This window comes from Pelomonas sp. KK5, from assembly GCF_001984095.1.
Classification (GTDB): Bacteria; Pseudomonadota; Gammaproteobacteria; order Burkholderiales; family Burkholderiaceae_C; genus KK5.
In genome coordinates this window covers 25,134-35,320 of sequence record NZ_LYVQ01000044.1, presented here as the reverse complement: position 1 = coordinate 35,320, position 10,187 = coordinate 25,134, and the positions used below count along the sequence as shown (strand labels likewise).

The 10,187-nt window shown below is 72.5% G+C and carries 13 protein-coding genes; 5 read left to right on the top strand and 8 right to left on the bottom strand.

Annotation, left to right across the window (positions count from 1 at the left end; genetic code table 11):
• A partial coding sequence (locus B0W88_RS09265; RefSeq protein WP_198937806.1) for an acyl-CoA dehydrogenase family protein occupies nt 1–758 on the bottom strand: 758 nt, incomplete at its 3' end.
• 168 nt (nt 759–926) lie between these two features.
• Between B0W88_RS09265 and B0W88_RS09260 the strand changes: the two genes are divergently transcribed.
• A complete protein-coding gene (locus tag B0W88_RS09260; protein WP_077034378.1) occupies nt 927–1,472 on the top strand; it encodes an alpha/beta hydrolase in 546 nt (181 codons plus the stop codon).
• A 6-nt stretch (nt 1,473–1,478) separates the two neighbouring features.
• On the opposite strand, the gene B0W88_RS09255 is transcribed toward B0W88_RS09260, so the two are convergent.
• Nucleotides 1,479–2,336, bottom strand: a complete 858-nt coding sequence (locus B0W88_RS09255) for an NmrA family NAD(P)-binding protein (RefSeq protein ID WP_077034377.1) — start codon at nt 2,334–2,336, stop codon at nt 1,479–1,481.
• Between the two features lie 93 nt (nt 2,337–2,429).
• Between B0W88_RS09255 and B0W88_RS09250 the strand changes: the two genes are divergently transcribed.
• Genes B0W88_RS09250 through B0W88_RS09235 form a run of 4 tightly spaced genes read left to right on the top strand, consistent with a single transcriptional unit; the run spans nt 2,430 to nt 4,832 of the window.
• Nucleotides 2,430–3,347 (top strand): LysR family transcriptional regulator, encoded by a 918-nt coding sequence (locus B0W88_RS09250; RefSeq protein ID WP_077034376.1) that lies wholly within the window; start codon nt 2,430–2,432, stop codon nt 3,345–3,347.
• Entirely contained in the window at nt 3,344–4,087 is a 744-nt protein-coding gene (locus B0W88_RS09245) for a class II aldolase/adducin family protein (protein ID WP_077034375.1), read from the top strand. Before B0W88_RS09250 ends, B0W88_RS09245 begins: the two co-directional genes overlap by 4 nt.
• A 14-nt stretch (nt 4,088–4,101) precedes the next feature.
• Complete coding sequence (locus B0W88_RS09240) at nt 4,102–4,293, top strand: 4-oxalocrotonate tautomerase (protein ID WP_077034374.1); 192 nt, start codon at nt 4,102–4,104, stop codon at nt 4,291–4,293.
• Nucleotides 4,294–4,319: 26 nt separating this feature from the next.
• Entirely contained in the window at nt 4,320–4,832 is a 513-nt protein-coding gene (locus tag B0W88_RS09235) for a hypothetical protein (RefSeq protein WP_144006683.1), read from the top strand.
• Between the two features lie 4 nt (nt 4,833–4,836).
• On the opposite strand, the gene B0W88_RS09230 is transcribed toward B0W88_RS09235, so the two are convergent.
• The 6 genes from B0W88_RS09230 to B0W88_RS09205 are packed head-to-tail and all read right to left on the bottom strand — an operon-like array spanning nt 4,837 to nt 10,184.
• Nucleotides 4,837–5,532 (bottom strand): polysaccharide deacetylase family protein, encoded by a 696-nt coding sequence (locus B0W88_RS09230; RefSeq protein ID WP_077034372.1) that lies wholly within the window; start codon nt 5,530–5,532, stop codon nt 4,837–4,839.
• The gene (locus B0W88_RS09225; protein WP_077034371.1) at nt 5,529–6,491 is read right to left on the bottom strand and encodes an aldo/keto reductase; all 963 of its coding nucleotides are present in this window, start codon (nt 6,489–6,491) and stop codon (nt 5,529–5,531) included. Before B0W88_RS09225 ends, B0W88_RS09230 begins: the two co-directional genes overlap by 4 nt.
• An 11-nt stretch (nt 6,492–6,502) precedes the next feature.
• A complete protein-coding gene (locus tag B0W88_RS09220; RefSeq protein ID WP_077034370.1) occupies nt 6,503–7,567 on the bottom strand; it encodes a LacI family DNA-binding transcriptional regulator in 1,065 nt (354 codons plus the stop codon).
• A complete protein-coding gene (locus tag B0W88_RS09215) occupies nt 7,564–8,808 on the bottom strand; it encodes an NAD(P)/FAD-dependent oxidoreductase (RefSeq protein WP_077034369.1) in 1,245 nt (414 codons plus the stop codon). The genes B0W88_RS09220 and B0W88_RS09215 overlap by 4 nt, the downstream gene beginning before the upstream one ends.
• Nucleotides 8,805–9,113 (bottom strand): MocE family 2Fe-2S type ferredoxin, encoded by a 309-nt coding sequence (locus tag B0W88_RS09210; RefSeq protein WP_077034368.1) that lies wholly within the window; start codon nt 9,111–9,113, stop codon nt 8,805–8,807. The genes B0W88_RS09215 and B0W88_RS09210 overlap by 4 nt, the downstream gene beginning before the upstream one ends.
• 3 nt (nt 9,114–9,116) lie before the next feature.
• Entirely contained in the window at nt 9,117–10,184 is a 1,068-nt protein-coding gene (locus B0W88_RS09205; protein ID WP_077034367.1) for a fatty acid desaturase family protein, read from the bottom strand.
• Between the last annotated feature and the right edge of the window lie 3 nt (nt 10,185–10,187).

The window sequence follows — 10,187 nt, the reverse complement described above, 5'->3', positions numbered from 1 at the left end:
AGATACAGGTTGGACATCACCAGCTGCGCGATCTGCGAGCGCAACGTGGCGCGCGGCGTGGCGCTGCTGCCGGGCTTCTGCAGCAGTTCGTCGTCGGCCAGCCAGACATCGACGAAGCGCACGCTGCCGCTGTCGGTCTGGCGCTGGCCGAAGGCGTCCCAGTCCTGCGCCACCTGCACGCCGACGCGGCGCGTGGGCACGATGCCGATCAGCAGCGCGCCCTCCTTCGTCAGCGCCGAGACGGTCAGCCGGTCCGAGCCCAGCGCGCCGGAGCAGAAGCCCTTGCTGCCTTCCAGCCGCCAGCCGCCTTCCACCTGGCGGGCCAGCAGCCGCGCATCGGCCGGGTTCAGCGCATTGCCCCAGAACAGGCGCTGCTCGGCCGTCTCGCGCAGATGGCGCGCGCCGTGGGCGGTGGCGGCCGGGCCGCCGTAGAGCTGCACGCCGAACAGCTGCAGGTGGTGGAAGCCGAACAGATGGGCCAGCGCGCTGTCCACCTGGGCGATCTGGCGCAGCGTGGCATAGAAGTCCGCCAGGCTGCCGCCGAGGCCGCCCAGCTCGGCGGGGATGGTCAGCGCCAGCAGGCCGCTGGCGCGGATCGCCTCGCGCTGCTCGGCCGCGTGGCCGCCGCGGCGGTCGCGTTCGATCGCGGTGGCGGCGAGCTGCTCGCGCAGGCTGGCAAGACCTGGCCCCAGGGCCTGCGCCAGGTCCGGCGCCGGCGCCGCGGCGATGCGGGGAAATGTGGGAATGCTGGTGCTCATGGGCCGGCAGTCTTGCGCAGGCCCCGACGGCGGTGAAGCGACAAAAACGTCGATGCGTATGCGCGTCCCGCATTAGGCGCATCGCGCATGTGCTGCTGAGCAAGCCTTCGTTCAGCCGGCGTGCGCAGGCGCCTAGGCTGTGGCCACCATCCCCTCGGAGCCCTTCCCATGAGCACGACCCGCCTGCTGATCATCCCGGGCCTGCACGACAGCGGCCCGGCCCACTGGCAGACCTGGCTGCAGGCCCGGCATCCCGACGCGCGCCGCGTCGTCCAGCGCGACTTCGCCCGGCCGGACCTGCAGCGCTGGGCCGACCGCATCGCCAGCACGCTGGAGACCCCCGGCGAGGGCGAGTGGGTCGCCGTGGCCCACAGCTTCGGCGTGCTGGCGCTGGCGCGGCACCTGGGCGAGCACCCGCACTCGCCGATCCGCGAGGCGCTGCTGGTGGCGCCGGCCTCGCCCGACAAGTTCGGCGTGGCCGAGTCGCTGCCGCAGCACCGGCTGCAGATCCCGACGGCGCTGATCGCCAGCCAGAACGATCCGTGGATGTCGCTCGCCCTGGCCCAGCGCTGGGCCGGGCGCTGGGGCTCGCACCTGACCAATCTGGGCCGGGCCGGCCATATCAACACCGAGTCCGGCTACGGACCGTTCCCGCTGGCCCAGCGCTGGGTGGAAGCGGCGCTGGCGCGGGTCGCGCGCACGGTGCTGGCCTGATCAGGATCAGGCGGCGTCGACCAGGCGGCGGAGCACCTCGTCCACGCCGGTGCCGCCCTGGCGCGCCGGGCCGTCGAAGGCGATCCAGCCCTCGTTGAAGCCGTCCAGCATGCGCATGCGCGGCTCCGGGTTGCGCATGCCCTGGGCGTGCATGCGCGCTTCCCATTGGTCGCGCGGGACCGCCACCGCCCGCACCTCGCGGCGCAGTGCGCGCGCCAGCGCCGCGGCCAGGTCGTTCGGCGACAGGCGGCGCGGGCCTTCCAGCTCGACGACGCGATGGCCGGTCGATGCGTCTTCGAGCAGCAGGGCCGCGGCCGTGCGGCCGACGTCCTCGGTCGCCACCATCGGCACCGCGCGATCCAGCGGCTGCAGCAGCGACTCGATCTCGCCGCGCTCGCGGGCGCCGGCGACATCCCAGGCCAGGTTCTCGATGAACCAGCCCGGCCGCAGCAGCGTGACCGGCAGCGGCAGGTCCTGCAGCGCCGCCTCGAGCATGCCCAGCTGGCTCAGCAGGTTGCGATGGCCCGCCCGCGCGCCGATCGTCGACAGCGCCACCACGCGCGCCGGCCGGGCCGCCAGCAGGGCGGCGCGCATCGCGGCGATGAGGCGGGCCGATTCGGCGAAGTCCGGCGAGGGATCGAAGCAGGGCGGCAGCAGCAGGAAGACGCCCTCGCAGCCGCGCAGGGCCTCGGCCAGGGCCTGCGCATCGCCGACGTCGGCCAGGGCCAGCTCGCAGCCGCGTGCCTGCCAGGCCGCGCCCCGGGCCGTGTCGCGTACGACGGCCCGCACCTGTTGCCCCTGCGCCAGCAGCGCCCGCGCCACTGCGCCGCCGACCTGGCCCGTGATTCCCGTGATTGCAAACATCGGATGTCCTTTCGTTGATGGATGGACCGATTCTGGAAACTTGCGATCGATTCGGCGATAGCATCGATGTCATTGCATTGATGACTGACAAGCATGGATGAACGGATGCTGGGCGGCCTGGGCGTGTTCCTGGCCATTGCCGACGCGGGCAGCTTTGCCGAGGCGGGCCGCCAGCTCGACATGTCCCAGCCCGGCGTGAGCCGCGCGGTGGCCCGGCTGGAGCAGCGCCTCGGCGTGCGGCTGTTCGACCGCACGACCCGCTCGGTGAGCCTGACCGACGAGGGGCGCGCCTTCCGCAGCCAGGTGCTGCCGCTGCTGGCGGGGCTGGAGGAGGCCGCCAACGGCGTGGCGCTGGGTCGCACGGCGGTGCGCGGGCGGCTGCGGGTGCAGCTCGATCCCTTCTTCTCGCGCATGGCGCTGGGGCCGCGCATCGGCGAGTTCCTCGCGGCGCATCCGGAGCTGAGGCTGGACCTCGTCACCCGCGACCAGCTGGGCGACATGGTGGCCGACGGCTTCGACCTGGCGGTGCGCTTCGGCCACCTGCCGGCCTCCGGGTTGATCGCGCGCAAGCTGCTGGACACGCGCATCGTCACTGTCGCCGCGCCGGCCTACCTGGCGCGCCGCGGCCGGCCCGCGGCGCCGCAGGACATCGAGCGCGAGGGCCATGCCTGCATCGACTTCCGCGACCCGGCCACCGGCCGGCCCTTTCCCTGGGAGTTCCACCGCCGGCGCCGGCGGCTCGTCGTGCCGACCGACGGCCGCCTGATCGTCAACGACGCCGGCACGCTGCTGAGCACCTGCCTGGCCGGCTACGGCCTCGCGCAGGTGATGGACTTCGGCACGCGCTCGCTGCTGGAGACGGGCAGCCTGGTCGACCTGTTCCCGGACTGGCCCGACGAGCGCTTCCCGATGCATGCGATCTACCCTTCGCGCCACCAGGTGCCGGCCAAGGTGAGGGCCTTCCTGGCCTTCGTCGTGGGCATCGTCGGCGAGGGCAGAATGAACCCATGAGCCTGAGCCCGCGCACCGAAGCCGACGTCCGCATCGACCTCGCCGCCGCCTACCGCCTCGCGGCGCTGGCGGGCTGGGACGACACCATCTACACCCACCTGTCCGCCACCGTGCCGGGCGAGCCCGGCGTCTACCTGATCAACGAGTTCGGCCTCGGCTTCGACGAGGTCTGCGCCTCGAACCTGGTGAAGGTGGACATCGCCGGCCGGGTGGCCGATGGCAGCGGGCGCCGCGTCAACCCGAGTGGCTTCGCGATCCATGGCGCCGTCCACGCCGCGCGGCCCGAGCTGGAGTGCGTGATCCACCTGCATGCGCCCTGGGGCGTGGCGCTGGCGATGCTGCCCGGCGGCCTGCAGCCGACGACGCAGTGGGCGATGCGCCTGCACGGGCGGCTCGGCCGCCATGCCTATGAGGGGCTGGCGCTGGGCCGCGAGGAACAGCAGCGGCTGGTGGCGAACCTGGGCGAGCTCGACGGCCTGATCCTCGAGAACCACGGCACGCTGACGGTGGGCCGCACGGTGGCCGAGGCCTTCATGCTGATGCACATCCTCGAACGCGCCGCCCAGGCCCAGCTGCGTGCGATGGCTGCCGGCGCCGGCCGCATCCAGGCCGCCAGCCCCGACCTCGCCGCGCTCACCTACCGCCAGTGGGTGGGCGACGGCAGCGAACGCGACGGCGATGCCGAGTGGCCCGCGCTGCTGCGCCGCGTCGAACGTCTTTCCCCCGGATTCCGCAACTGAGGAGCAAGCTGACCATGCCCACCATCCGAGTCGAACTTTTCGAAGGGCGCACGCCCGAGCAGAAGGCCGAGCTGGCCAAGGAACTCACTTCAGCCTGCGTGCGCGTGCTGGGCGGCAGCCCCGACGGCGTGGACGTGCTGTTCTTCGACATGAAGCGCCAGGACTGGGCGACGGGCGGGGTGTTGTGGAGCGAGAAGGGGAAGTGACGGGGCAGCGGGAGGCCGCGTCGCGCGTGCATCTGCCCCGCCGCTTCGACGAGGCGCTGATGCAGCCGCCGGACGCCCGCCGCGCTGGCGATGCGGCGCTGCTCGCCCGGCTGCGCGCCTGGTGCGAAGAAGGCGCCTTCCCCGCGCTGACGGCACCGCTGCGCGTGGCCAGCATCGCACCGCATGCCGCGCTGGACGGCGTCGCCTGCGCCCTGGACGGCAGCCACGAGTTGGCGCGCCTGGGGCGCTGGCGCGGCCTGGGGTGGCGGCTGCAGATCCTCTGGCGCGAACGGGCGGCGGATGGCGGGATGCAGGCCGGGCGGCCCTGGGACTGCGGCTGGTGGCGTGCGGCATCGCCCGGCGCCGCCGAGGCCTTCCGCCCCCGCCGGGCGACCTTGCTGATGGTGCGTGAGCCGGACGCCGCCAGGGCCGCCGTGCTGCTGGCCGCCTTGCGCGCCAGCAGCGCGGCCTACGCGAGGCCGGTGCGCGTGCTGATCGTGTCGGCTGCCGGCATGGCGGGTGTCGAGCGGGTGGGGTGAGTGATCACAGGAACGCCGCCAGCGTGGCATTCGGCGTGGCCACGGTGATGCCGGCCGCCAGCGCATCGTCGAGCAGGCGCTCCAACTGGGCCCGCGTCACCGGCCCCCAGCCTTCGCCGTCCACGCCATGCAGGACCAGGACCAGCCAGCCGTCTTCCGCCTGCTGGCTGAACTGCTGCAGCCGGGCGGCGAGCGACTCGCCCACGCCCTCGGGGCCGAAGCAGACGCAGTTGATGACGGCGCCCCGCCGCAGCTCCGACCAGCGATTGAAGCCCGCGGCCGCCGGCCCCAGCCGGACCGCGAGCGATTGGTCCTCGCCCAGCCAGCGGACCAGTTCGTCGGGTGCGCTCAGGTAGGGCACATGGAATACGGCGTCGCGCCGCCGGAAGCCGGGCAGCCGGGCCTCCATCGCCGCCAGCGCGCGCAGCACGCTGGCCCGGGCGGCCTCGATGCCCAGCTCGTCATAGCGCTCGTGCATCAGGCCATGCGAGCCGAGCTCGTGGCCCGCCGCCATGACCTGCCGCCAGAAGGCCCAGTCGCCCAGATCGGCGCCGCGCACGAAGGGGTCCAGCGCGTGCCCGGGATCCGCCAGGATGGCGAAGCAGGCCTTCAGACCGCGCTGCTCGAACACCTGGCAGACGGTCTCGGCGCTGCGCCGGAAGCCGTCGTCGAAGCAGAAGCTCACCTGCTTGCTCGTCACAGCAGCTCCTCGTAGAAGTTCTTGCTCCAGACGTGCTCGCGTGCAATGAGCCTGACGGCCTCCTGCGCCAGCGGCCCCTTGTCGAGGACCGCGAGGGCCTGGTCCACCCAGGCGGCCGTCGAGGTGCCGAGGGTGATCGAGCTGACGCCGGGCGCAAAGGCGGCGAAGCGCAGCGCCAGTTCGGCGAGGCTGCCCGCGTGCTGCGGGCACAGCGCGGCTTCCATCCGGTCGAGTCGCCGGCGGTATTCGTCGTAGGGCGCATGCTGCAGGAAGCGGCGTGCCGCGAAGTCCTCCCGGCCCAGGCCGCCGGCGAGGCCGCCCGAATCCATCACGCAGCGGCCGATGACGCCGACGCCGCGCGCCTCGGCGAGCGGCAGCACCGCGTTCAGCGGGCGGGACTCGAACAGGTTCACGATCAGCTGGATGCCGTCCACCATCCGGCGGCTGACCAGCTCCAGCAGGGCGTCGTGCTCGTGGTCCTGCGCGCTGACGGCGATGCAGCGCAGCTTGCCCTCGCGGCGCAGCGCCTGCAGCGTTTCCAGCCAGTCCGGCTCGTGGGTCCAGCCGTAGTGCCACTGGTGCAGGTGGACGATGTCCAGCGTCTCCACGCCGAGGGCGGCCAGGCTCTCGTCGACCGACTGGCGGATCGATGCCGGCGTGTAGGCCTCGTGCAGGGGGTGCGGGAAGCGCCAGGCGTCCAGGCAGCGGGTCTGGAGCTTGGTCGAGATCAGCGGCCGCGGGCCGCGCCAGGCCGCCAGGCTGCTGCGCACGAGCGCTTCGGAACCTGGGTAGATCCGCGCCGTGTCGATCAGGTTCACGCCGCGCTCCAGCGCCCGCAGCAGCGACGGGGCGACGCCGGCGGCGATGCCGGGATCGGCCGTGATGCTCATCGCACCGTAGGCCAGGGACGAGACCAGGAGGCCGCTGTGGCCGAAGGGCCGCGGCTGGAATGCATTCATCGCTTGTCTTCCTAGGGCAGGTTCTCGCGCAGGATCAACGCGATGCGCAGCGGCTCGATGCCCTCCTGCGGTTTCTTGCCGCCGCGCACATTGGCCAGGATGCGCACGCAGTTCATCACTTCGAGCTGCGGGTTCTGGTGGATCACGGCGGCCATGGTTCCGTCGATCAGGAAGCCGCGGGTCTCGGGCGTCAGCTCGTGGCCGATGAAGCTCACCTTGCCGGCCAGGCCCGCTTCGCGCAGCGCGCGGCCCACGCCGTCCGAGCCGCCGCCAACGTTGTAGACGCCGACCAGGTTGCGGTGCTGCGCCACCAGTTCGCGCATCGCCTGGTAGGTGTGCTGGGGATCGTCGTGGGCCTCCCGCACGCCGGTGACCAGCAGGTTCGGGAAGCTCTCCTGCAGCATGTGCTGGAAGCCCATCTCGCGCTCGCCGTGGCCGCGGTAGCTGAGGCTGCCGCAGATCATCGCGACCTTGCCGCCGGCGCGTTCGCACCAGCGGCCCATCACCAGGCCGGCGGTGCGGCCGGCGGCGTAGTTGTCCAGGCCGATGTAGGCGGTGCGCTTGCTGTTGGAGAGGTCGGAAGCCAGCGTGATGACGGGCATGCCCGCATCGACCAGGCGGTTCGCGGCCTCCCTGACCAGCGGATGCTCAAGGGCGATGAAGGCGACGCCATCGGCCTTGCGCGCCTGGCCGTTCAGGGCCTTGGCCAGCCGCTCCGGGTCGAAGGCCTCGATCCAGCGGACCTTGCACTGGACGTTGTACGGGCTCCACTGCTCCTCGGCCCGTTCGGCATAGTCCGCCAGCAGGTTCATGAAGCGGTTGGACCCCTTGGGCAGCAGCAGGGTCAGGCGCAGCGGCGGCGGCCGCAGCATCGTCTCCAGCGTGGGTGCGGGCAGGTACTCGAGGCGGGCGGCGGCGCCCAGCACCCGCTGGCGCACCGCGTCGCGCACGCCCTTGCGTTCGTGGATGACCCGGTCCGCCGTGGCCAGCGACACGCCGGCCTGGGCGGCCACGTCGGCCAGCGTGGCACGGCCGGTGGGCAGGGGCACGACGACGGATGAGGCGAGCTTCTTCATCGGTTCAGCAGGGATTTCAGCGGCACGTCCGGATCGGCCAGCCCGGTGGGCGGCAGGCACGGCCGGGCCTCGACCAGCTTGCGAGCGACCAGGAAGGCGCGCGCCAGGCTCGACGCGGGCGCGAAGCCTGCGGCGCCGACCAGCCGGCCGTCGGCACCCAGGTAGAACTCCATCCGGCCGCCGCTGATCTCGCGCGTGACGACCCGGTCGGCCGCGCCGCATCGGCCCACCCGCTGGAAGGCATGGTCGTACTGGTCGGACCACATCCACGGCACCGGCCGATAGGGCAGCACCGCGCCCAGCATGCTGGCCGCGACATGGCTCCCCGTCGCCTCGGCATTGGCCCAGGACTCCATCAGGACGGTGCCGGCTCCATCGGCATCGGGGTATTCGCAGACGTCGCCGGCGGCGTAGATGCCGGGCGCGCTGGCCTGCAGCCGCTCGTCCACGACGATGCCGCGGTTCACCCGCAGCCCGGCCGCCCGGGCCAGCGCCACGTTGGGCATCATGCCGACGCCCATGAGCACCGCATCGACGCCCAGCAGGCCGCCCGAGCCGAGCTGGACCAGCACCTGGTCCGGCAGGCCCTCGAAGGCGAGCGGGGCGTCGCCGAGCCGCAGCTTCACCCCGTGCCGCGCGTGCAGCGCCTGCACCAGCGCCGCCAGCGAGGCCGGCGCCGCGCGGCCAAGCACGCCGGTCCCGGCCTCCAGCACGGTGACCTCGCAGCCCCGCTGGCGCGCCGAGGCGGCCACCTCCAGCCCGATGAAGCCACCGCCGACCACGGCCAGTCGCGCGCCGGGCCGCAGGCGGGCTGCCAGCCGGCGGGCATCGGCCGCGTCGCGCAGGTACAGCACCCGCTCGTCGTCCGAACCCGGGATCGCGAGGCGCCGGGCGCTGCCGCCGGTCGCCAGCAGCAGCCGGTCGTAGCCGATGCGCTCGGCCGGGCCGTCGCCGGCTTGCAGCTCGATGCTGCGGGCCTGCGCATCCAGCGCGAGAACCCGGGTGCCGAGCCGCAGCTCGATCCGCTGCGCGGCGTAGTCCTCCACCGGCGCGACCCAGCTCAGGCTGGTGGCAGCATCGAGCAGGGCCTGCTTGGACAGCGCCGGGCGCTCGTAGGGCGCGTGAGGTTCCTGGCCGATCAGCAGCACCGGCCCGTTCCAGCCCTGCGCGCGCAGCGCCAGCGCGGCTCGCGCGCCCGCCTGGCCGGCGCCGACGATCACGATGGGCTTGTTGCTGGTCATGGCTGGATCAGGATCCTGCCGCCATCGACCTTGGCGGGATAGGTCCCGAGATTGACGCAGACCGGCGCGCCGAGCGCCCGGCCGGTACGCACGTCGAAACGGCCGTTGTGCTTGGGGCATTCGATGACGCCGTCCATCACCAGGCCGTCGCACAGATGCACCTGCTCATGGGTGCACAGGCCGTCGGAGGCGAACACCTCGTCGCCGATGCGGTAGACCGCGAAGCTGCGGCCCGCGTGGTCGAAGCGCATCACGTCCTCCTCGTCCAGTGCAGCCAGCGGGCAGACTTCAATCCATTCGCTCATGTCTCAGGCCTTCGAATCGTTGGTGGGCAGGGGCCGCACGATGTGGTGGGCAGGTTCCGTCCGCTGCCGCAGCACGGCCGGGACCAGCTCGCGGTAGGCCGCCCGGATGCCGGGATAGGGCGGCGGGCAGTCCTGCTTCATCTCCTCATGCAGCCTGGGCAGCGCGTGGTACGGAACCATCGGGAACATGTGGTGCTCGACGTGATAGTTCATGTTCCAGTACAGGAAGCGGAACACCGGATTCATCCGTATCGTGCGGCAGTTGAGGCGATGGTCCAGCGTGTTCTCGGGCAGGCCGGCGTGCTGGGTCAGGCCGAAGAAGACATAGAGCCAGGCGCCGTAGAAGGAAGGCAGGCCGACGAACATCAGCGGCCACGGCGAAGCGGTCGCGACGCAGCACGCGGCGACGGCGGCATAGGCCACCAGCCAGGCGCGCGCCTCGCGGACCACGCGCGGATGCTCGCTCTCCGGGATGAAGCTCCGCTCCTGCGGGTCGACGCGGCCGAAGGCGTTGGCGAGCACCTGGCGCAGCGCCGAAGGACCGGACTCCAGCGCGAACACGTTCGCCAGGATCCTGGCGACGCTCGGAGGCCGCTGCACCGCGATCTCCGGGTCGCGGCCGGTGACCAGGGTGTCCGAATGATGGCGCGCATGGCTCCAGCGCCAGACCGTCGGGCGTCGCAAGATCATGAAGCTGGCCAGCTGGTACAGCGCCTCGTTCATCCAGCGCGTGCGGAAGGCCGTGCCGTGCCCGGCCTCGTGCCAGCGCGAATCAGCGGAGCCGCCATACAGCGCGCCGTAGACGATGAAGGCGGGGATGCACCACGCGCTGCCGCGCAGCGCGAAGGCCAGCGCGCCGCTGCCCGCGATCAGCGCCAGCCACAGCAGCGTGTCGCGGATCGCGGGGCCGTCGCTGCGCTGCATCAGCGCCTTCATCGTGGCCCGGGGAACGGCGCAGCGGTACCAGGCGCCGTTGACCAGGCCCGCGGCCCGCGCACGCTCGCCGGCGCCGCCGATCAGGGCGTAGTCCTGCGCGCTCACGTGCGGTGATTCGTTCTCGACTTGGCTCATGTT

Bases quoted from the DNA above. Each gene is read 5' to 3' on its own strand.
- B0W88_RS09210 (WP_077034368.1), bottom strand. From the start codon at position 9,113: ATGAGCGAATGGATTGAAGTCTGCCCGCTGGCTGCACTGGACGAGGAG.
- B0W88_RS09255 (WP_077034377.1), bottom strand. From the start codon at position 2,336: ATGTTTGCAATCACGGGAATCACGGGCCAGGTCGGCGGCGCAGTGGCG.
- B0W88_RS09225 (WP_077034371.1), bottom strand. From the start codon at position 6,491: ATGAATGCATTCCAGCCGCGGCCCTTCGGCCACAGCGGCCTCCTGGTC.
- B0W88_RS09205 (WP_077034367.1), bottom strand. From the start codon at position 10,184: ATGAGCCAAGTCGAGAACGAATCACCGCACGTGAGCGCGCAGGACTAC.
- B0W88_RS09220 (WP_077034370.1), bottom strand. From the start codon at position 7,567: ATGAAGAAGCTCGCCTCATCCGTCGTCGTGCCCCTGCCCACCGGCCGT.
- B0W88_RS09260 (WP_077034378.1), top strand. From the start codon at position 927: ATGAGCACGACCCGCCTGCTGATCATCCCGGGCCTGCACGACAGCGGC.
- B0W88_RS09240 (WP_077034374.1), top strand. From the start codon at position 4,102: ATGCCCACCATCCGAGTCGAACTTTTCGAAGGGCGCACGCCCGAGCAG.
- B0W88_RS09215 (WP_077034369.1), bottom strand. From the start codon at position 8,808: ATGACCAGCAACAAGCCCATCGTGATCGTCGGCGCCGGCCAGGCGGGC.
- B0W88_RS09245 (WP_077034375.1), top strand. From the start codon at position 3,344: ATGAGCCTGAGCCCGCGCACCGAAGCCGACGTCCGCATCGACCTCGCC.
- B0W88_RS09250 (WP_077034376.1), top strand. From the start codon at position 2,430: ATGGATGAACGGATGCTGGGCGGCCTGGGCGTGTTCCTGGCCATTGCC.